21 protein-coding genes are annotated in these 20,794 nt (G+C 35.3%); 11 read left to right on the top strand and 10 right to left on the bottom strand.

Translation table 11 applies throughout. The annotated features are described in order from the left end of the window. Nucleotides 1-90 precede the first annotated feature (90 nt). From J3U27_RS09070 to dtd, 3 genes are read left to right on the top strand one after another with little or no spacing between them, the layout of a single operon-like run. The gene (locus J3U27_RS09070) at nt 91-675 is read left to right on the top strand and encodes an SPOR domain-containing protein (protein WP_065735209.1); all 585 of its coding nucleotides are present in this window, start codon (nt 91-93) and stop codon (nt 673-675) included. A 12-nt stretch (nt 676-687) separates the two neighbouring features. Next, nucleotides 688-1,521 (top strand): virulence factor BrkB family protein, encoded by an 834-nt coding sequence (locus tag J3U27_RS09065; protein ID WP_065735210.1) that lies wholly within the window; start codon nt 688-690, stop codon nt 1,519-1,521. Between the two features lie 17 nt (nt 1,522-1,538). Then, the gene (dtd, locus tag J3U27_RS09060) at nt 1,539-1,973 is read left to right on the top strand and encodes a D-aminoacyl-tRNA deacylase (RefSeq protein WP_065561808.1); all 435 of its coding nucleotides are present in this window, start codon (nt 1,539-1,541) and stop codon (nt 1,971-1,973) included. A gap of 3 nt (nt 1,974-1,976) precedes the next feature. Here the strand turns inward: dtd and J3U27_RS09055 are convergent, their stop codons facing one another. Beyond that, nucleotides 1,977-3,344 (bottom strand): histidine-type phosphatase, encoded by a 1,368-nt coding sequence (locus J3U27_RS09055; protein ID WP_267377294.1) that lies wholly within the window; start codon nt 3,342-3,344, stop codon nt 1,977-1,979. Between the two features lie 185 nt (nt 3,345-3,529). On the opposite strand from J3U27_RS09055, the gene dauA reads away from it, so the two are divergent. Then, nucleotides 3,530-5,203, top strand: coding sequence for a C4-dicarboxylic acid transporter DauA (gene dauA, locus J3U27_RS09050; protein ID WP_267377293.1), 1,674 nt, complete (start codon nt 3,530-3,532; stop codon nt 5,201-5,203). 176 nt (nt 5,204-5,379) lie between these two features. After that, the gene (locus J3U27_RS09045) at nt 5,380-5,931 is read left to right on the top strand and encodes an HdeD family acid-resistance protein (protein WP_065561805.1); all 552 of its coding nucleotides are present in this window, start codon (nt 5,380-5,382) and stop codon (nt 5,929-5,931) included. A gap of 81 nt (nt 5,932-6,012) precedes the next feature. On the opposite strand, the gene rsgA is transcribed toward J3U27_RS09045, so the two are convergent. Continuing rightward, a complete protein-coding gene (gene rsgA, locus J3U27_RS09040; RefSeq protein ID WP_267332375.1) occupies nt 6,013-7,038 on the bottom strand; it encodes a small ribosomal subunit biogenesis GTPase RsgA in 1,026 nt (341 codons plus the stop codon). An 81-nt stretch (nt 7,039-7,119) separates the two neighbouring features. On the opposite strand from rsgA, the gene orn reads away from it, so the two are divergent. The 5 genes from orn (at nt 7,120) to J3U27_RS09015 (ending at nt 12,952) form a co-directional block, all read left to right on the top strand. Next, on the top strand, nt 7,120-7,674 hold the full coding sequence (gene orn / locus J3U27_RS09035; protein ID WP_416379918.1) for an oligoribonuclease: 555 nt from the start codon (nt 7,120-7,122) through the stop codon (nt 7,672-7,674). 2 nt (nt 7,675-7,676) lie between these two features. Continuing rightward, the gene (waaA, locus tag J3U27_RS09030) at nt 7,677-8,954 is read left to right on the top strand and encodes a lipid IV(A) 3-deoxy-D-manno-octulosonic acid transferase (RefSeq protein WP_267377292.1); all 1,278 of its coding nucleotides are present in this window, start codon (nt 7,677-7,679) and stop codon (nt 8,952-8,954) included. Further along, nucleotides 8,951-9,925: a ferrochelatase gene (gene hemH, locus J3U27_RS09025; RefSeq protein ID WP_267377290.1), complete on the top strand. Its 975-nt coding sequence runs from the start codon at nt 8,951-8,953 to the stop codon at nt 9,923-9,925. Before waaA ends, hemH begins: the two co-directional genes overlap by 4 nt. Nucleotides 9,926-10,082: 157 nt before the next feature. Continuing rightward, the gene (locus J3U27_RS09020; protein ID WP_267377289.1) at nt 10,083-11,408 is read left to right on the top strand and encodes a CoA-disulfide reductase; all 1,326 of its coding nucleotides are present in this window, start codon (nt 10,083-10,085) and stop codon (nt 11,406-11,408) included. A 122-nt stretch (nt 11,409-11,530) separates the two neighbouring features. Then, entirely contained in the window at nt 11,531-12,952 is a 1,422-nt protein-coding gene (locus tag J3U27_RS09015) for a cation:dicarboxylate symporter family transporter (protein ID WP_065735219.1), read from the top strand. An 80-nt stretch (nt 12,953-13,032) separates the two neighbouring features. Here J3U27_RS09015 and galU read toward each other — a convergent pair whose 3' ends face one another. The 6 genes from galU to J3U27_RS08985 form a co-directional block, all read right to left on the bottom strand. Further along, nucleotides 13,033-13,947, bottom strand: a complete 915-nt coding sequence (galU, locus tag J3U27_RS09010) for a UTP--glucose-1-phosphate uridylyltransferase GalU (RefSeq protein ID WP_065561799.1) — start codon at nt 13,945-13,947, stop codon at nt 13,033-13,035. A 30-nt stretch (nt 13,948-13,977) separates the two neighbouring features. Further along, a complete protein-coding gene (locus J3U27_RS09005; protein ID WP_065735220.1) occupies nt 13,978-14,475 on the bottom strand; it encodes a DUF2569 domain-containing protein in 498 nt (165 codons plus the stop codon). A gap of 10 nt (nt 14,476-14,485) precedes the next feature. Continuing rightward, entirely contained in the window at nt 14,486-14,935 is a 450-nt protein-coding gene (locus J3U27_RS09000) for a hypothetical protein (protein WP_267339171.1), read from the bottom strand. A 95-nt stretch (nt 14,936-15,030) separates the two neighbouring features. Next, nucleotides 15,031-15,141 (bottom strand): entericidin A/B family lipoprotein, encoded by a 111-nt coding sequence (locus tag J3U27_RS08995; RefSeq protein WP_370632592.1) that lies wholly within the window; start codon nt 15,139-15,141, stop codon nt 15,031-15,033. Nucleotides 15,142-15,204: 63 nt separating this feature from the next. Continuing rightward, on the bottom strand, nt 15,205-16,401 hold the full coding sequence (locus J3U27_RS08990) for an aromatic amino acid transaminase (RefSeq protein WP_267377288.1): 1,197 nt from the start codon (nt 16,399-16,401) through the stop codon (nt 15,205-15,207). A 264-nt stretch (nt 16,402-16,665) separates the two neighbouring features. Further along, nucleotides 16,666-17,049 carry a RidA family protein gene (locus J3U27_RS08985; protein WP_065735223.1) on the bottom strand — a complete coding sequence of 128 codons (384 nt, stop codon included), beginning with the start codon at nt 17,047-17,049 and terminating at the stop codon, nt 16,666-16,668. A 146-nt stretch (nt 17,050-17,195) separates the two neighbouring features. Here J3U27_RS08985 and ffh point away from each other — a divergent pair, with 146 nt between their 5' ends. Then, nucleotides 17,196-18,563, top strand: a complete 1,368-nt coding sequence (gene ffh, locus J3U27_RS08980) for a signal recognition particle protein (protein ID WP_065561794.1) — start codon at nt 17,196-17,198, stop codon at nt 18,561-18,563. Between the two features lie 68 nt (nt 18,564-18,631). Here ffh and J3U27_RS08975 read toward each other — a convergent pair whose 3' ends face one another. Continuing rightward, entirely contained in the window at nt 18,632-19,504 is an 873-nt protein-coding gene (locus J3U27_RS08975; RefSeq protein WP_065735224.1) for an EamA family transporter, read from the bottom strand. A 153-nt stretch (nt 19,505-19,657) separates the two neighbouring features. Next, complete coding sequence (gene ispB / locus J3U27_RS08970; protein WP_065561792.1) at nt 19,658-20,641, bottom strand: octaprenyl diphosphate synthase; 984 nt, start codon at nt 20,639-20,641, stop codon at nt 19,658-19,660. Nucleotides 20,642-20,794 lie beyond the last annotated feature (153 nt).

The following is a 20,794-nucleotide window of genomic DNA, read 5'->3' as shown; positions in this document are numbered from 1 at the left end:
AAGAAAATTAAAAAAAAGTGGTGTAAGCCACTTTTTTTATTTATATACTATTATTTAAATTTATGTGAATAAAAGAAAAGAGAGCGTATTGTGGTTCAGCGTGATTATGTAAGAAAAAAGAGCCAATCAAAAGGAAAAGCTAAAAAAAATAAGTCACGATTATTCCCATCTTTAATGATATTCCTTGCAATCATCATTATTATTTTGTTTTCTTCTATTCTATATTATCTTTCAACCAATTCTTCTGAAAAACCAGTTGAAAAACCAAAAGTCAAAACTGAATCTCCAGCAATAACCCTGCCGGAAAAACCACAAGAACGCTGGACTTACCTTAAAGAATTGGAAACACCAAATGCTAGTAGCAACTCAAATAAAATGGCAAGTGAACGGCAACAAATATTAGATAGCTTTATGAATAACACCACGACCACATCGACTATATCATCAAGTAATGATAATAATAAATGGTTACTACAATGTGGTGCTTTTAAAGATAAAACAAATGCAGATACATTAAAAGCATCTTTGGCAATGACCGGTATTAGTGGTAACATATCTTTAAGTCAGCAGTTATATCGAGTTACCGTTGGGCCTTATACAAATAAAGGTGATGTGCAAAAAGCATTAAACACTTTAAAAACGAATGGAATTAATAACTGTATTATTTCTAATTAAATAAGATATATTATGAATATACTTAAGCATATACAGACCTTTTTGGTAATGTTATGGTCTCGTATAAATCATGATCGTTTAACCTCATCCTCGGCAGAACTAGCTTATACGACAATACTTGCATTAGTCCCATTAATAACTGTTGTGTTTTCTTTACTTTCTGCGTTTCCTATGTTTAATGAAGTTAGCCAATCATTAAAACAGCTCATTTATAGCAATCTTGTCCCTACTGCAAGTGACACCATTCAAAATTACCTAGAACAATTTATTGCCAATACAAAAAAAATGACATTTATCGGAATTATCGGTTTAATAGTAACATCATTACTACTTATTAATTCTATTAATAATGCACTAAACCGTATCTGGCAAACCAAACGTAAACGTTCATTCATGTATAACTTAACCATGTATTGGACAATTTTAACATTAGGTCCTATTTTAGTTGGCTCAAGTGTTGCAGTAAGTTCTTATATATTTTCCCTAAAATGGTTATCGAATGCTGCTAGTGGTGATCTCCTACTAAGTACTTTACCATTTATCATATCGGTTGTTGGATTTTGGTTGCTCTACAGCATTATTCCAACTGAATCAATTCCATTTAAAGAAGCAGCAATTGGTGCGTTAGTTGCAGCAATATTATTCGAAATTGGTAAACGTGCTTTTGCGCTGTATGTTACTTCTTTTCCGACTTATCAACTTATTTATGGGGTAGTTTCCTCAATTCCCATTATGTTAGTTTGGATCTACTGCTCATGGTGTATTGTTTTGTTTGGCGCCGAATTTGCAGCAACACTCGCTGACTATAATAAACAACAAAAAGCGCTATTAAAGCCCCAATCTTAACTGGAATAATATAAATTATGATTGCCTTAATCCAACGTGTAAAACAAGCATCGGTTTCTGTTGATAATCAAATTATTGGTCAAATCGATCAGGGATTACTTGTTTTACTCGGTGTTGAACAAGATGACAACGAGCAAAAAGCAATACGCTTGAGTGAAAAAGTACTCGGCTATCGTATTTTCAGTGATATTAATGACAAAATGAATCTCAATGTTCAGCAAATAAATGGAAAATTGTTGGTTGTTTCTCAATTCACCCTGGCCGCTGATACTCAAAAAGGTATGCGCCCAAGTTTCACAAAAGGTGCTCCACCCGATAAAGCTAATGAACTTTATCAATTTTTTGTTAGACAATGTCAGCAACAAATTGAGACACAAACTGGACAATTTGCCGCTGACATGCAGGTTTCTCTTATTAACGATGGACCCGTAACTTTTTGGCTACAAGTTTAAAAATTATTTTACTTTATTTAGCCATTCTAAAGATGCGTTATTATCAGTAAAACCTAGTTTACTCAGCTTATTTTTATAAAACTGTTTTACCTCGTCCCAACGGTAGTACGGATAATTATCGGTTTTCAATGGTAAATGCACTTCTCTTTCATTTAACATCACTTTGATTAAAATGGGTTGATGGGGTTGATTGCTTTGGTAAAAAATCCATTGAATATTAGCGCCCATAGGAATAATTTTTTCTGCTTGCCAAACGAATGGATAATCCGCGACTGAGTTAACAGCAGTATAAGTGCCTTCAAGTTCAAGCAATGTTGCTAATGGCGAAATAGTTTCAGCATGAGCAAACCGTAAATTAACATCAATATTTTTATCAGTTATTGCCTTATCAGCTGTTTTTAACATATCCAACAATAATGGCGCAGCAATTTTAATCTGGATACCATTCGCATCAAACGCTGGACCAATTTGTAAAAAATTTTTAGAAGTGACTACCGTGTCAAACCATGATAACTGATTTTTAGTGAAATAAAGGCTAAAATCAAGATGGTTATCAGCTAAAATTTCAGGAGAAAATGATAATAACTCCTGGTAAAGTTGATAAACTGCAATGACAAAATCTGCTGTTTTAATTGAAGATTTTTCAGGTAAAGAAATCCCATTATTCAACTCATTACAAAAGCCTTGAGTAAATATCAAACTTGCAACATTTTGACTCATCTCTACTGTTTTAGTCGAATTTTCTAGCGATTTTAAGGCATTTTTAACACTTTTACTCTTTTTATATTCTTTATAAGTCGGAGAATATTCAAAAAAACGTAATAGAGTTTGTTGATCTTCTGGTTGTTGATAAATATTGATATCAGAATAGTTATTTTTAAATGTTTTAATAAAAATTTCTGCTGTTTCTTTAGCTCTTGGTGAGGTTGATGATATCACTTCGATTTTTTGTCCTTTAAAAACCGTTGGGTTATTGGCTAACATGCGTTGACTAATTAAACTAATATCTTTTCGACCAAGATCAGTAAGCTGACCATAATGATTTTTATTCAATGCTTTAATACGAATAATTTGCCTTAATAATGATTTTCCCATTTCGGTTAATTGATTATTTTTATCAGCTAAAATTAATACGTTATAAGCAATATCTTCATATTTAGGTTTACTAATATAACGTGAACCATGCCGACCAATATGATCAATATAAAATGCTTGATATCCATCTGGTGCAGGAGTCTGTTGTTTATCATACTGATACGCGGTCTTTGAACCTGATGTTATCATTTCTGCAAAACTTAATGGTGAAAACATCAGTAAACTGATGACTAAGATTAAAAATTGGATAAAAAAAGATTGTTTTATAAAAGACATAATGACTCCTACCTAATAATATAAGAGCAAAATAACAAGAGCGTGCTTTTAAAGCATTTTATACCATTAATCACATAATTTAACTGAAAATCATACAATTATTTTTAGAATACTCTTTCAATTTTTTAAAAAAAGATTATCTTATTAGCTACTTTTTATAACTCATTTAACTGCTTTAAAACATAATGAAATTATATGGCCTTTCTGGTATTAAAATAAGCTGTGCGTTTATATCTGCATGCATAAATACTCCTTACAACACAACTCGTTTTCTTAAAGATTTAATTGCCGGAATAACGGTTGGCATTATTGCTATCCCACTTGCTATGGCTTTAGCTATTGCAAGTGGTGTTGCCCCTCAACATGGCCTCTATACCGCAATTATAGCAGGCTTCGTGATAGCTCTCACTGGAGGATCACGTTTTAGTGTTTCCGGCCCAACTGCGGCGTTTGTGGTCATTCTATATCCTGTTTCCATACAATTTGGCTTATCAGGTCTATTAATTGCCACTCTACTTTCAGGCATTTTTTTAATATTGATGGGTGTAATTCGTTTAGGTCGATTAATCGAATACATTCCTCTACCAGTGGTGCTAGGTTTTACTTCTGGTATTGCAATAACCATCGCCACCATGCAGATAAAAGATTTTTTTGGCTTAACGCTAGAACACATGCCAGAAAATTATGTTAATAAAGTTATTGAACTAGTTAAAGCTTTTCCAACCATTAATATCGCAGATACCTTTGTTGGCTTAGTTACACTGATTGTTTTAATCATGTGGCCAAAATTTCGAGTAAAAATATCTGGCCATTTACCGGCTTTAATTGCTGGCATATTAACCATGTTAGTATTCAATGAATTTGGCTATCAAATCGAAACAATCGGTTCACGATTCACTTATACATTAGCCGATAACACTGTTGGTCATGGTATTCCGCCTGTTTTACCAGAGTTTATCTTACCATGGGAACATGCAAGTTTCACATGGGATTGGTCAACAATAACCGCTTTAATTCCAATCTCATTAACGATGGCTATGTTATGTGCGATTGAATCACTACTATGCGCAGTTGTATTAGATGAAATGACCCATACCAAACATCATTCAAATAGCGAACTGATTGGCCAAGGTTTAGGAAATATCATTGCGCCATTTTTTGGTGGCATTTCAGCAACAGCGGCTATTGCGCGTTCAGCGGCAAATGTCAAAGCGGGCGCAACATCGCCAATTGCCGCCGTATTGCATTCATTAATCGTATTATTGGCACTTATCTGTTTTGCCCCACTTTTATCATTTATTCCATTATCAGCTATGGCAGCATTATTATTAATTGTTGCATGGAATATGAGTGCCATTCAACGCGTTATCTACATTATTAAATGCGCACCTAAAGACGATATCATGATCATGCTTATTTGCATGTCCCTTACCGTATTATTCGACATGGTAATCGCTATTACGCTTGGAATTGTATTAGCCTCAATACTGTTTATGCGTCGTATTGCTAGTATGACTCGTTTGGTCGAATTGAACCAAAGCAATGAAAAGACGTTAGTGCTAAGAATTAATGGTCCATTATTCTTTGCGGCTGCTGAACGGACGTTTTTAGAGTTATACCAAAAAATCAATGGTTATCAACATATTGTTTTACAATGGGATGCGGTACCTATCCTAGATGCAGGAGGCTTAAATGCACTTATCCATTTTATTGATGAATTACCAGAGTCAGTTGATCTATCTATTTGCGAATTGCAATTCCAACCATTAAAAACCTTAGCTCGGGCGAGAATTGTACCTGTATCAAATAAATTAATGTTTTATTCAACTTTAGATGAAGCACTGAAAGATAAAATTTAATATCAAAATTGATTTTATTATATTGATTAAATATTATACTTAGTGAAAGTAAATCGTCCGAGTTTTCACTAAGTATTTTTTATCAGCTATGTACACTTCCCTTTTTCATATGAGTCAAGATTAACTCAGAAAGATGGTGTTCATTTAATACATTACATTAACAACAGGAAATAAATATGATAGCTAATGAAAACACTATTCAAAGTTTTAAACAAAAATCAAATTGGTTTATTATTATTGGTATAGTTTTAATTATTCTCGGTTGCTTGGCATTAGGGTATCAATTCATAGCCACCGTTTTTTCTGTTTATTTTATCGGTTCACTCCTTTTTATCGCAGGGATTATCCAAGTAATCCACTCTTTTAACATCAAAGGATTTGGCCAAACTGCTTTATGGGCAATCATGGGGATTTTATATATCTTCATTGGCGCTATGTCGTTTTTCCAACCGATCGCGGTCTCAAGCGCATTAACATTATTAATTTCTTTATTATTGACGATTAGTGGATTTACTCAAATTTTTGCTGCAATGAGCAACCGCAACATACCTCGTTGGGGATGGGTCGTCTTTTCTGGGGTGATTAACATCATTTTAGGACTTATGTTAATGGCAGGCTGGCCATATGATAGCGTTTGGGTATTAGGAATGTTTTTAGGTATAGATTTAGTTTTCCAAGGCTTTGCTTATATTGCAATTGGTTTTGCACTAAAAAATCATAGATCTTAAATTTCATTTTATTGCTCACAAGTCATGTTGTGAGCAATAAGCCTCAACAGTTCAAAAATAAAACTTTCTAACCAAAAGCAACTATTTATAACTTTTATTGGTTTTCGCTTTGACTTCGCGCATTGACTGTAATATTCGATGGTAATTATCTAACCTTGATGGTGCAATCGCGCCTTGTGCAACAGCTTTCTGGAGTAAACATCCCGGTGTATCTAAGTGATTACAATCACGAAATTGGCAACCTCCTAAATAATCATCAAATTCAACAAAACCAGCAATAACTTGCTCTGGCTCTAAATGCCATAAACCAAACTCACGAATTCCTGGTGAATCAATAATATCCCCACCATTTGGTAAATGATAAAGCCGAGTTGAAGTTGTGGTATGTTGGCCAAGCCCAGATATTTCAGATACTTCACCGGTTAGCGTAGCTTGGTTGTGAGGCAATAGTAAATTGATGATACTGGATTTACCGACACCTGATTGACCAACTAAAATAGAAATTTTACCATCTAAAACCTTCTGTAAAGGTTCAATACCTTGTTGTGACTGACATGAAACAAATAAAACCTGATAACCAATTTTAGTGTAAATAAGAAACTGTTGCTCAATTTCTTGTTTTTTTTGCTCATCAAGTAAATCAATTTTATTCAATACGATAATAGGTTTAATTTTCGTCGCCTCACAAGCGACTAAATACCGATCGATGATATTAAACGATAATTCAGGTAAAACGGCTGAAATAATAACAATTTGATCGACATTTGCTGCAACAGGCTTAACTCCATCATAAAAATCAGGCCGTACTAACTCGGAATGACGAGGATGAACTGCTTCAATAATACCATTAGTATTCGGTTCCAAACTCTCACGCCACAATACTTTATCCCCCGTCACTAATGACGGTAAAGTACGGCGAATACTACATCGATAAATAATCCCAGCATTATCTTCAACATCCGCTGATTTGCCAAACCTACTTACCACCACCCCATCACGAGGCGCAGAGAAATTTGATAGATTTTCATCCATCTTAGTTTCTAAACGTTGTTGATGCTTAGCGGCCATACGCCTTTTTTGATTTTTTGAAAGTTGATTTTTTGCCACGGTTGCTAATTTTTTTGGTCAAACAGTTTAGTACTTATGCTACACTACTAAGCATTAAAAAGAAAATTTATACCACAAATTATGACTACTCTATCAAATAATCTGATATGGATTGATCTGGAGATGACAGGCCTCAATCCAAATAGCGATCGCATTATCGAAATCGCAACTATTGTAACTGATTCTAATTTAAATATTCTCGCTGAAGGTCCAGTCATTGCCATTCATCAAACAGATGAACAACTTGCGCTTATGGATGATTGGAATCAAAAAACGCATGGCAAGTCAGGATTAATCGATCGTGTTCGTCAAAGTACGGTTACCGAACAACAAGCTGAACAACAAACTCTTGCGTTTTTAAAACAATGGGTTCCCGAAAACTGTTCACCAATCTGTGGTAATACGATTGGTCAAGACCGACGTTTTCTGTTCAATTATATGCCAAATCTAGAAAAGTATTTTCATTACCGTTATTTAGATGTCAGTACGATTAAAGAATTAGCCAGACGCTGGAAACCTGAAATATTAAAAGGTATCAGTAAACAGAGTTCTCACCAAGCGTTAGATGATATTCGCGACTCAATCGCTGAATTACTTTATTACCGAGAACACTTTTTCAATCTAACTAATGAGTAATCATGAATATTTTATATACGATTTTACTTTATTTAATCCAACCGCTTGTCTGGTTTAGACTGCTTTGGCGCAGTCGCAAAGCACCAGATTATCGTAAGCGTTGGTTAGAACGCTATGGATTTTGTAAAAATAAAGTCAAATCAGGTGGAATTTTAGTTCACGCGGTATCTGTCGGCGAAACACTCGCAGCAATTCCATTGATAAAAACACTTCAAAAACAATATCCGCAGTTACCAATTACCGTTACAACAATGACACCTACTGGCTCTAAACAAGTTAAGACGCTACTCAAAGATAGCGTTAGCCATGTCTATTTACCTTATGATTTGCCCTGTGCAATACATCGTTTTCTAAAAGCAGTTAAACCTAAATTATTCATAATCATGGAAACCGAGCTTTGGCCAAACTTAATTAGCCAATGCCATAACAAAAAAATCCCATTAATTATTGCTAATGCGCGATTATCTGAACGTTCAGCCAATAGGTATCACAAATTAGGAAAAGCGATTAGTAAACTATTAACTAAAATCAGCACAGTCGCCGCTCAAAACGAACAAGATGGAGAGCGATTTTTATCGTTAGGTTTGCCAAAAGAGCATTTAACCGTAACCGGTAGTATTAAATTTGATATTGAACTAACTGATAAACAAAGTCTTGCGCAATTAAAACAGCAATGGCAATTACATCGACCAGTTCTTATAGCAGCGAGCACACATTCAGGTGAAGATGAAATCATTTTATCAGCATTTCAACGACTACTAAAAAATCACTCTAACTTATTACTTATCTTAGTTCCGCGTCATCCAGAACGTTTTAAAACTGTTGAAGAACTAATTTCCGATAATAAGTTAAATTATATCAAACGAAGCACGAAGCAAATCCCAACAGATCAGACGCAAGTGATTTTGGGCGACACCATGGGAGAACTATTAGAACTTTATGGTTTAGCTAATATCGCTTTTGTTGGCGGTAGCTTAATTGAACATGGTGGTCACAATCCATTAGAACCGGCACTACACCATATTCCAATTATTAGCGGTAAATACTTTTTTAACTTTAAAGTGATTTGTGAACAGTTAATTGAAGCTAATGGTATGTTGATATGTGACAGCACAGCTGATTCACTCTATTCAACTGTAAACAGCTTATTGAATGACGACAATCGTTGTCAGCAAATCGGCGAAAACGCATATCAAGTATTAAAAAGAAACCAAGGAGCACTAAATCGCCTACTTAAGGTTATCCATCACTATCTTGAACCATATAAGGATAACCGATGAAAAACAAACAGGGAGTATTAATTGTTAATTTAGGTACGCCAAGTGCTGCAACGCCAGAGGCAATACGCTCTTACTTAACAGAGTTTTTACTCGATCGTCATGTTGTCGATCTTCCTGCTTTTATTTGGTATCCAATACTAAAATACCTAGTATTACCTAAACGCGTTCCCTACATCATTAACCATTATCAGAAAATATGGATAAATGAGGAATCACCATTACTCCATTACAGTAAACGCTTGATGAATCAATTACAACAAGCATTACCGGATATACAATGCGAATTAGCCATGACCTATGGTGAACCGAGCTTACAATCCGCACTAAATAATTTAAAATCATGTGAAAAAATAACACTATTACCGTTATTTCCACAATATTCTACAACTACAACTCAGGCGGTATTAGATAAAGTTAAGCAACTTATTCGTGATTGTGCGTTCAAGATTAACTATATTCGTGATTATGCAGATGACGAAAGTTATATCGATGCGCTTTATTCACAAGTGCAACAAGCTTTTTCAACGCAAGGACAACCTGATGTATTGCTTCTTTCCTATCATGGCATACCTCAACGCTATATTGATAAGCGGCAAGATGACTATGTGCAAAGATGCCAGTTAACAACCAAGTTATTGATAAAAAAATGCCAAGATAATGGTATCGACTTACCAATCAAAATGGCTTATCAATCAAAATTTGGTAAAGGGAAATGGGTTGAACCAAACACCAGCGATATATTAGAAAACCTAGCTAAAACCGGGACCAAACATGTCCATGTTATCTGCCCGGGTTTTTCGGCGGATTGCATTGAAACACTTTATGAAATTGATGAGCAAAACAGAGAAATATTTTTAAATGCTGGTGGTAAACAGTTTTATTACATTCCAGCCTTAAACGATACGCCATTACAGGTGGAATTAATCAAAAATATACTTCAAAAACCCCGTTCCTCAACTTTTTTTGATTAATTAAAACTTATTTTAACGATAACTCGCTATCCCAAATATTATCTACTGACCATAAATTGATTACGATTAAAGCTAAATAACCAACTAATTTAACCTAAATGATAACCTGTGTTAGGATGATAGTTAAAAATTATCTGCGCTCAAAGGAGAATTATCGATGAAAATAATCATCATTGGCGCTCAAGCAGCTGGAGCAAGTGCTGCTGCAAAAGCCAAAAGAAGGGACCCCAATGCGACAATTTGTATCTATGAAAAATCAGATATAGTTTCATTTGGAGCTTGTGGATTACCTTATTTTATTGGCAATCATTTTGGCGATGAAAATGAAATGATATCCAGAACGCCAGAACAATTTGCTAAAGATGGCATTGAAATCAAAACATTACATGAAGTTATCGCTATTGATCCTAATTTAAAAAAAGTCACCGTCAAAGATATCAAAAACAATAATTGCTTTGACGATGATTATGATAAGTTACTCATTGCCGTTGGGGCGATACCAATAATTCCACCTTTAGAAAATAGACAACTGGAAAATATTTTCACTTTACGCGATATGTATGATGGTCTGGCAATAAAAAAAGCTTTAAACCAAAATAGTAATGTCGTGGTCATTGGTGCCGGCTATATCGGGCTAGAAATCACTGAATCGTTAGTAAAATTGAATAAAAATGTAAAATTAATTCAATTAGATGATAGAGTATTGACCGATGCCTTCGATCCAGAACTTACTGAGATAATTGAAGAAAATCTAAAACAACATTGTGATTTACATCTACAAGAGCAAGTACAAGGCTTTGAAGGTGAACAAAAAGTTACTCATGTTATCACCGATAAAGCTAAATATCCCGCCGACATTGTCATTATTGCCACAGGAGTAAAGCCTAATAGCGAAGTTTATAAACACCTCAATATTGAAACTCTTAGTAATGGTGCAATTGTCGCTGATAATTATGGACAAACTAACATAGCTGATATTTATGCTGCAGGCGACTGTGTCGCGCTTCATCATCGCGTTAGCCAATCAATGACTTATATTCCATTAGCGACCGGAGCGAACAAATTAGGTAAAATTGTTGGTGACAATTTAGCAGGCGGTAACAATCAATTCCCAGGAACCCTTGGGACATCAGCATTAAGAGTATTTGATATTGAAGCCGGTCGAACAGGACTAACCGAACAACAAGCTATTAAAGCCGGTATCCCATACAAAACAGTAGTAGTTAAAGATAAAAATCATAGTAACTATGTTGAAGGGCAAACTAGCGTCACAGCTAAACTTATTTATCACGCCGAAACTCGTATTTTATTAGGTGGACAGATTGCTGGGGGCAGTGGTGCTGTATTAAGAACGAATAGTTTAGCCACCGCTATTTGGGCTAATATGAAAATTGATGAATTAGCCATGATGGATTTTTTATATGCACCACCTTTTTCAAGACCATGGGATATTTTAAATATCGCTGGGGGCATTGCTAAATAGTATTGAAATATTTCAAATATTTGCAAAATTATTAAAATTCAAAATATGTGGTTTGGTTTTAATCCAAACCATAAAAGATTATTAAAAATTAATTCAATTTTATCCAAAAGCTGGGGGTAAACATGTCAGATGCCATTTTTCAGGGCACTTTTTTCGAAAAGTTCTTATCCATCACCCATTATCAAACTTTAATCGGGATTGGTTTATTACTGCTTTGCTTTTTTGCCGTCATGCGACCGATGCAAACCAAAAAAGTTAATTTTTCCATTAGAATGTTAGTCGGATTGGTGCTTGGTGCTGTTATTGGTTTAGGTATTCAAGCTGCAGCCGGTTTTCCAGAAAGTTCAACTGTTTGGATGCAAGAAACAGCAACATGGTATGGTTTGTTTGGTCGTGCCTTTATTGCCTTCATACGCATGTTAGTGATTCCATTAATTTTTGTCTCAATTGTAAAAGTGATTATTGATTTTTCTGGTAAAGACAATTTGCCGAAAATAGCATTCAGAGGAATTTTTTGGTTACTATTCACTACAGCCATCGCTTGTATTGTCGGTATTATTTTAGCAAATTTATTATCATTAGGTGAGTTGAGTTCAGCATCAGCCAAAACGGCTACCGCCAAACAATATACCAATATTATTGACACTTTCGTGAATCTTATTCCAAGTAATATCATCGGCTCTATGGTAAAAGAGAATATTGTAGGCTTAGTTATCTTTTCAGCATTGATGGGACTTGCCGCAAACCGAATGGAAAAAAAGAATCCACAACCTATTGCTCTTTTTAAAACCTTTATTGAAGCACTTTATAAAATTATCATGTCAATTGCCATGACGGTTATTAAATATATGCCTTATGCGGTGATTGCTTTACTTGCTCGTACAATTATTTCAAACGGTATCCCAGCAATTATTGATGTATCAAGCTTTGTATTAGCGATTTACCTTGCAACCATAATAATGCTTGTTGTGCATATTGTGATTGTCATGCTTCATGGAATTTCACCTATCGTATTTATCAAAAAAGCACTTGGCACATGGTTACTTGCTTTCACTAGCCGCTCATCTGTTGGTACATTACCGATGACGATCTCAACATTGACCGTCAGAATGGGCGTCAATACAGGTACAGCGAATCTAGTTGGCTCACTCGGAAGTACAATGGGAATGAATGGCTGCGCTGGCTTTTTCCCAGCCTTACTTGCGGTTATGGTTGCTCATATGGTGGGTATTAATACTGATATTCAATTCTATATAATGCTAGTCATTGTGGTAGTTATCGGATCAATTGGTATCGCTGGTATTCCAGGCACTGCAACAGTTGCAGCAACTGTCGTACTTTCAGGCATGGGTATGGCTGAATACTTCCCATTAATTGGTATGGTGTTAGCCGTCGATCCAATCATTGATATGGCTAGAACGTTAGCTAATGTTTCTGGATCAATGACCGCTGCAATAGCAACCGATCATGAAGTCGGATTAATGAATATGGATATTTATAATGATCCTAATGTGACTTTGGATAATGAACAGTCTGAAGTTTAACAATAAAGATAATTTTCAGTTTAATTTAATTAACAAAAAGACGCCAATTGGCGTCTTTTTATATCAGCGGAAAAACAAAATTAAATGGTTTTTAACCATGCTTTAACATCATCACCCAAACTTTTGTGACGCATTGCGTATTGTACAAAAGTTTGTACATAACCCAATTTATTTCCACAGTCGTGGCTTCGGCCTTTAATACAGTATGCATCCACTCGATCTTCATCAAGTAACATCGCAATTGCATCAGTCAATTGAATTTCACCTCCAGCACCTAAAGGCGTTTTAGCTAAAAGTGGCCAAATTTTTTCAGATAAAACGTAACGCCCAACAACTGATTGGTTAGATGGAGCTTCTTCTATTGACGGTTTTTCAACTACACTATACATTTGCGCTATATTACCAGCTGATAACTCTTCACCACGGCAGTCAACAATACCATAAGATGAAACAAGATCTTTTGGTACAGGTTCGACCATGATTTGGCTATGTTTAGTGTTATGATAATTATTAATCATCGCCGCTAAATTATCTTGAGCAAGATCACTATCATACTCATCAATAATCACATCCGGTAATACTACAGCAAAAGGCTCATCACCAACTAAAGGATAAGCACAAAGTACAGCATGACCAAGTCCTTTTGCTAATCCTTGGCGAACACTAGTAATCGTCACGTTTTTTGGCAGAATCCCTTGTACTTCTTGCAAAAGTTGACGTTTAACTCGGGCCTCAAGCATAGCTTCAAGCTCAAAACTGGTGTCAAAGTGATTTTCTATAGAATTTTTAGACGAGTGCGTTACAAAAATAATTTCAGTTATCCCTGCCGCAATACACTCTTTGACAACATACTGAATAAGTGGTTTATCAACCACAGGTAACATCTCTTTAGGAATCGCTTTGGTTGCAGGTAACATTCTTGTGCCAAGACCAGCAACAGGAATAACTGCTTTTTTAACTTTTCCTTTAACAGATGATTCAAAATTTAATGGCATTTTAATTCCTTAAAATAATAAAATGATAAATTAATTAATTATATTGTTATGACTTTTACATTGTCCTTCAACAAAGGTATTTACAACTCGCTCTGATCTTAATATATAAGCAGCCCAAATACCGCTCCAAATGAGTTGTTTTACTGTTTTAGCTATCTCTCTTGATTCGATCGGAAGTTTAGTATAATGATAACAAAGATATTGGTCCAAAAGAAGAAATGAACATGAAGTGACTAGATAACCTAGCATATAATAAGGAAATTTATAGTTTTTAGTAAAAAAAAGATAAAGCAAATAAATAGCAAAAAGAATTAAAATTGCGTTTAGACCTATTTCTACAAATAAAATCCAACTAATATTAGGAATATATTGGTCAGAAACTTGATTAATAAAATCACTCCCATGGAACTTCAAAGTCATTACAATAAAGCCAATAGTGAATAGATTTAGTACAAGCGTAAATACGATGAATATTGCAACAACTATAAGCCAGCCACCTAATCCTTTAAGTTTTGGATTATCCGTCATATAAAGATCCTTAATTAATAATAGATAAATCATTAAATTTAATTAATGACGAATTATCACTGTCTTTAGCTAAAGAATCAATGGAAATATAAACAATTTGACACGTTTCTAACACAGCTTCTTTAACAACAAACTTTGCTTTACGATCGCGTTCTTCTTTCTGTTTGGCGCTAATGTAAAGATCATCATAACCATCATCATACATTGATGCTCTTTCAAATATATTAGTACTACGCCAAAAAGTCTCTTTTGGATAATCTCGCTCAAAAGTTTGACCTGTTAATTTGCCTTTTAAGCCAGCATAACTCATGGGTAAGTGTCGACTAGCTCGACTTTGTGAAAGATAAATATGGGGATATTGTGTAAGATTGGATTCAAGTTGGTTTAACTTAAATTCAACACCAGAACGATTTTGATACTGGCAATTATCCATGATTAAAGGTGCAGTTCGAAAGTTCAACGAACCACACCCTACAAGTAAAAATGCTAAAATAAATAGTCGATACATATGGTTTTGTTTGCTTTTAAGAAGCTATAAGCAAACCCATTTATTATTTACAATTTTTCACTAACATCTTCGGCAGTATTGGTAATAGCTTTACCGCCAGATTGCACGTCTTTACCTACACCTTTAACCGTGTTACAACCTACTACAAGTGTTGTCATCGCGATACTTACCAATAAAATAAATACTTTACGTAACATGTGATTCTCCTCTAGTTAGTCACATTATGATTTGATTGTGGCAAATGCTTCTGCTACACGATGTATATTATGGTGATTTAAACCCGCCACACACATTCTCCCGCTGCCCACCAAATAAACAGCGAAATCATCTTTTAGTTGTGCGACTTGCTCTTTAGAAAAACCGGTGTAACTAAACATACCTCTTTGTTTAAGTAGGTAGTCAAAATTCTGTTTAGGTGCTGCTGTTTTTAATAAATCGACTAATGTTGAGCGCATGATAACAATACGATTACGCATTGATTCGACTTCTTTAAACCATAAAGCTTTAAGTTCAGCATTATTTAATACGTATGATACAAGTTGTGCACCGTAAGCGGCAGGACTAGAATAATTTCGACGAACCGTTGCTTGTAATTGACCAAACACTCGATTAGCCACTTGGTTATTATCACATAAAACGGATAAACCGCCCACTCGCTCACCATAAAGTGAAAAAGTTTTAGAAAACGAATTGCTGATAAACCCACACAATCCTCGCTCAGCCACTTTTTTTATTGCATAACTATCACTTTCGATACTTTCGCCAAAACCTTGGTAAGCGATATCCATAAATGGAATGAGATCTCGGTTTTGTAAAACATCAATCACTTTGTCCCATTGTTGGTTTGTTAATTCTGCACCAGTTGGGTTATGGCAGCAAGGATGCAATAACACAATACTTTTAGCTGGTAAGGTATTAAGTGTTTCTAGCATCGCATCAAAATTCACGCCACAAGTCTTAGGATCAAAATAAGGATATTTATTTACCTTAAATCCTGCGCCATTAAAAATGGCAATATGATTCTCCCAAGTTGGATCACTAACCCAAACTTGAGAATTAGGGAAATAACGATATAAAAAGTCAGCACCGACTTTCAGCGCACCTGATCCCCCTAATGTCTGAACAGTGGCTATCCGCTTCGTTTGAAAAGCAGGATTATCTTCACCAAAAAGCAATGATTGGATTGCCTGACAATAACTCGGTAAGCCACTCATCGGCAAATAAAGTTGTGCGCCTTGTTGATGATGATAAATATAGTCACGAGCCGTTTTAATACACGATAATTGAGGAACCACACTATTTTCATCATAATAATAACCAATACTCAAATTGGTCTTGTTTTCGCGCTTATCATTATTGAATTCAGCGACTAATGATAATATTGGATCCCCTGCGTACGACTCTACTTTTTCAAACATTTTCCCAACCTAATTAAATCAGTAAATATCAATGGATAATTGTAGATTATTGCACCAACTTAATTGGCAATCAATCACTAAATAATAGTTTAAATATAAATAATTTTAGGATAATAAAATAGACCGTTTAAAAGACTGATTTGGATATAAAACGTTAGAATAGATGGTCAAAAAAGGGATTTTAAATAAAAAAAACTCAAAAACCCCGTTCCTCAACTTTTTTTACTTCATTAGCACCTTTCGGTGCTAACAATTATAAGTCGATTATTTAACCGCAATAACTTCTATTTCAACTTTCGCATCTTTAGGAATGCGAGCAACTTGCACACAAGAACGAGCAGGGAATGTTGCCTGATTCTCTGTAAAAAATGCCTCATAGACACTATTCACATCCGCAAAATCATTCATATCGGCTAAAAAAATCGTCGTTTTAACGATATTTTTAACTTGATATCCTGCCTCAGTAACAATTGCTTTTACATTCGCTAAACTTTGTTTAGCTTGCTCTTTGACACAACTTGGCATCTCACCTGTAGCTGGATTAATTGGAATTTGACCTGATGCAAATAACATGTTGCCCAAATCAACACCTTGAACATAAGGGCCAATAGCTGCTGGTGCTTTGTTGGTATTAACAACTTTTACCATATATGATTTCTCCTTTCATCTTGTTATGCATCTCATTTCAACAGGAACCAAATTTGGTGTCAAGTCATGGTAAATTTATGATCATGGGACTTCTGCCAATTTTCTGATATGATAGTTGAAAATTTTTTCATTTGTTGAGAGTTAGCATGTTTGAGAATTTAACTGACCGTTTATCACAGACATTTCGCAATATTAGTGGGCGTGGACGCTTATCTGAAGATAATATCAAAGATGCACTACGTGATGTCCGTATGGCATTACTTGAGGCTGATGTTGCCCTACCTGTGGTACGAGAATTTATTAACCAAGTTAAACAAAAAGCTGTTGGTTTAGATGTTAATAAAAGCCTAACACCAGGCCAAGAATTCATCAAAATCGTTCAAGCAGAACTTACTACAGCTATGGGTGAAGTTAATAGTTCACTTAACTTAGCCACCCAGCCTCCAGCCGTCATTCTCATGGCAGGTTTGCAAGGTGCGGGTAAAACTACCAGCGTCGCAAAACTAGCAAAATTTTTAAAAGAAAAACAGAAAAAGAAAGTGTTAGTTGTCTCTGCCGACGTTTATCGCCCTGCGGCAATAAAACAGTTAGAAACACTAGCTAAAGCAATTGATGTGGAGTTCTTCCCGTCAGATATCAATCAAAAACCTATTGATATTGTTAACAAAGCAATTTCACATGCTAAATTACAATTTTTTGATGTCCTTATTGTCGATACCGCTGGTCGATTACATGTCGATAGCGAGATGATGGATGAAATCAAAGCACTGCATGATGCAATCAATCCAATTGAAACGTTATTTGTGGTCGATGCCATGACCGGGCAAGATGCTGCTAATACGGCAAAAGCATTTAATGACGCATTACCTTTGACCGGGGTTATTTTAACTAAGGTGGATGGTGATGCTCGTGGCGGTGCGGCGTTATCGATTCGTCATATTACTGGTAAACCAATCAAATTCTTAGGGATGGGTGAAAAGACGGATGCATTAGAACCTTTTTATCCTGACCGTATCGCTTCACGCATTTTAGGGATGGGTGATGTACTCTCTTTAATTGAAGAGTTACAGAGTAATGTTGATCGTGAAAAGGCAGAGAAAATCGCCAAAAAACTTAAAAAAGGCGATAAGTTTGATTTTAATGACTTCCAAGATCAACTTCGACAAATGCGTAATATGGGTGGAATGGGCGCTATGCTGGCTAAACTACCTGGCGTTGGTCAACTTCCTGATCATATCAAAGCACAGATGGATGATAAAATCACCATCAAGATGGAAGCCATAATTGGTTCGATGACATTAAAAGAACGAGCCAACCCCGAAATCATCAAAGGCTCACGCAAACGCCGTATTGCTAATGGTTCAGGTACCCAAGTGCAAGATGTTAACAAGCTGCTTAAGCAGTTTGAAGATATGCAAAAAATGATGAAAAAGATGAAAGGTGGTGGCATGATGAAGATGATGCGCCAAATGAAAGGTCTAATGGGTGGAGGCATGGGCTTCCCACCTAGATAACATTTTACTTCGCTTTTCTTTCAATAAAATACTATCGTGCAAAGTTACACGATAGTATTTCAATAAACTCAATTTTCTCGATTTAGCGCTTTAATTTTAGTTGGACGCTGCATAGTTAATACAGTACCAATCGATGAAACTATAATAAATAGAATAGCAATCCATTGATAATGAGTTAACTGTTCGTGTAAAACAATTAATCCAGAAAACGCAGCAAATACAGGTGACAGGCTCATCAAAGTACTAAAAGTTTGTGCGGGTAATCGTGGCAAAGCGATCATATCCAGGCCATATGGAATAGCAGACGCCAATAATGAAACGACAAAAACGAGAGGCAACAGATCCATCGAAAACATGGTGCTACCACTGTGCCATACACCAATAGGAAAGAGTAATATTGAGGCAATAATCGAACCTACCGCAACACTTGAGGCACCATAAATTTCACCCGCTTTTCGCCCAAAAACAATATAACCAGCCCAACAGCTTCCTGCACATAAAGCTAGTAATATACCAATAGGATCCAAATCGTTAGAAGCCTGATGAATAGGAAGCAACATCACCAATCCAATAATCGCAATAGCTAACCAAACAAAATCAGTTAATCGGCGTCCAGAAAACATCGCAACCATAATTGGTCCAGTTAACTCTATTGCCACAGCAATTCCTATGGGGATTCGAGATATGGCATTATAAAAAGCCAAATTCATACATCCCATAGCGACACCATACAGAATAATATATTTAATGGCTGACTTAGTAATAGTTTTACGCCAAGGTTTAAAGATTATTACCAATAAAATCGCTGAGAAAAACAACCGCCATGCTGTCATCGCCTCAGGCCCTAGTACAGGAAACAAGTATTTAGCAAATGAAGCACTTGCTTGCACAGATATCATCGAAATAAAAATTAAAAAAACAGGCCAAGATCTTTTGAGCATAATGACTACCTAGATTTAAGTAATTGCATATTAAGGGAAGCAATTTGTTTACATAGCAACGTAAAATCAATTTAAGATTATTACGATATTTCGCTAAAAGCTTTATTATTAAACGAATCGTATAAATAATATTTTTTCAATATCACATCACGTTTAGTTATCCCTTTTTACTGATAGTAAAGCCAGATCTTGTAGCGCTTTTTTATAAGGTGAATCAGGTAAGATTGAAATAACATTGAATGCTTTATTGGCCTCTTGTTGAGCCGTTTTTAAAGTAAATTCAAGAGATCCACACGACTGCATAACTTTTAAAATATGATCTAATAAATGCCTGCCATTACCTTGCTCGATAGCTTGACGGATTAATGTCGCATCTTCTGAATTAGCATGATGCATTGCATGCAATAATGGTAAGGTTGGTTTACCTTCATTGAGATCATCACCCAAATTTTTACCTAATTTTTGATTACTATCCGCACTATAATCTAATAAGTCATCAATAATTTGAAAGGCGGTTCCCAAGTATTTTCCATACTCTTGCAGTGCAAATTCTTGCTCTGGTGTTGCTCCTGCTAATACTGCTGCTGAATGCGATGTTGCTTCAAACAGTCTTGCTGTTTTGCGATAAATAACTTGTAGGTATTGCTCTTTAGTAATATCAGGATCATTACAATTTATCAGCTGTTGAACTTCACCTTCAGCAATAATATTTGTTGCTTCTGACATTATCTTCAATACTTTGAATGATTCTGTGCGTACCATCATTTGGAAAGATCTTGTGTAAATATAATCACCAACTAAGACACTTGCCGCATTACCAAATAGCGCATTAGCGGTTGATTTACCTCGCCGTAAATCAGATTCATCAACAACATCATCATGCAATAAAGTTGCAGTGTGAATAAATTCGATAAAAGCTGCGGTAATAATATGTTTATCACCCTGATAATTAAGCGCTTTAGCTATTAACAAGGCAATAACTGGGCGAATCCGTTTTCCACCACTACTAATGATGTAATTCCCTAATTGATTAATTAGTACAACATCAGAACTAAGTTCTGCTTGTATTGCTTCATTAACTTTAACTAAATCATCTTGCACTAGATCGAGTATTTGTTTTATCGATGGATTATTCATCAGTCTAACCACTACAAATGGGAGATATTTATTTACTATTATCTGATAAATATTTTTAAGCAACAAGTATTGCTAAATCATATTTAAAAAAATACTACAAATGATAAGCATTTTCATTTAGAATACACACCTTAAATGAACATTAATTACTGT

Source organism: Gilliamella sp. B2911, assembly GCF_026536965.1.
GTDB classification, from domain to species: Bacteria; Pseudomonadota; Gammaproteobacteria; order Enterobacterales; family Orbaceae; genus Gilliamella; species Gilliamella apicola_E.
The sequence above is the reverse complement of the archived record's forward strand: the minus strand, read 5'-3'. Positions and strand labels throughout refer to the sequence as shown.

Coding starts and splice junctions, on each gene's coding strand:
- dtd (WP_065561808.1), top strand. CDS start 1,539: ATGATTGCCTTAATCCAACGTGTAAAACAAGCATCGGTTTCTGTTGAT.
- ffh (WP_065561794.1), top strand. CDS start 17,196: ATGTTTGAGAATTTAACTGACCGTTTATCACAGACATTTCGCAATATT.
- J3U27_RS09020 (WP_267377289.1), top strand. CDS start 10,083: ATGAAAATAATCATCATTGGCGCTCAAGCAGCTGGAGCAAGTGCTGCT.
- J3U27_RS09015 (WP_065735219.1), top strand. CDS start 11,531: ATGTCAGATGCCATTTTTCAGGGCACTTTTTTCGAAAAGTTCTTATCC.
- J3U27_RS09005 (WP_065735220.1), bottom strand. CDS start 14,475: ATGACGGATAATCCAAAACTTAAAGGATTAGGTGGCTGGCTTATAGTT.
- ispB (WP_065561792.1), bottom strand. CDS start 20,641: ATGAATAATCCATCGATAAAACAAATACTCGATCTAGTGCAAGATGAT.
- dauA (WP_267377293.1), top strand. CDS start 3,530: ATGAAATTATATGGCCTTTCTGGTATTAAAATAAGCTGTGCGTTTATA.
- orn (WP_416379918.1), top strand. CDS start 7,120: ATGACTACTCTATCAAATAATCTGATATGGATTGATCTGGAGATGACA.
- J3U27_RS09045 (WP_065561805.1), top strand. CDS start 5,380: ATGATAGCTAATGAAAACACTATTCAAAGTTTTAAACAAAAATCAAAT.
- J3U27_RS09065 (WP_065735210.1), top strand. CDS start 688: ATGAATATACTTAAGCATATACAGACCTTTTTGGTAATGTTATGGTCT.
- J3U27_RS08975 (WP_065735224.1), bottom strand. CDS start 19,504: ATGCTCAAAAGATCTTGGCCTGTTTTTTTAATTTTTATTTCGATGATA.
- J3U27_RS08995 (WP_370632592.1), bottom strand. CDS start 15,141: ATGACAACACTTGTAGTAGGTTGTAACACGGTTAAAGGTGTAGGTAAA.
- hemH (WP_267377290.1), top strand. CDS start 8,951: ATGAAAAACAAACAGGGAGTATTAATTGTTAATTTAGGTACGCCAAGT.
- J3U27_RS09055 (WP_267377294.1), bottom strand. CDS start 3,344: ATGTCTTTTATAAAACAATCTTTTTTTATCCAATTTTTAATCTTAGTC.
- J3U27_RS08985 (WP_065735223.1), bottom strand. CDS start 17,049: ATGGTAAAAGTTGTTAATACCAACAAAGCACCAGCAGCTATTGGCCCT.
- waaA (WP_267377292.1), top strand. CDS start 7,677: ATGAATATTTTATATACGATTTTACTTTATTTAATCCAACCGCTTGTC.
- J3U27_RS08990 (WP_267377288.1), bottom strand. CDS start 16,401: ATGTTTGAAAAAGTAGAGTCGTACGCAGGGGATCCAATATTATCATTA.
- galU (WP_065561799.1), bottom strand. CDS start 13,947: ATGCCATTAAATTTTGAATCATCTGTTAAAGGAAAAGTTAAAAAAGCA.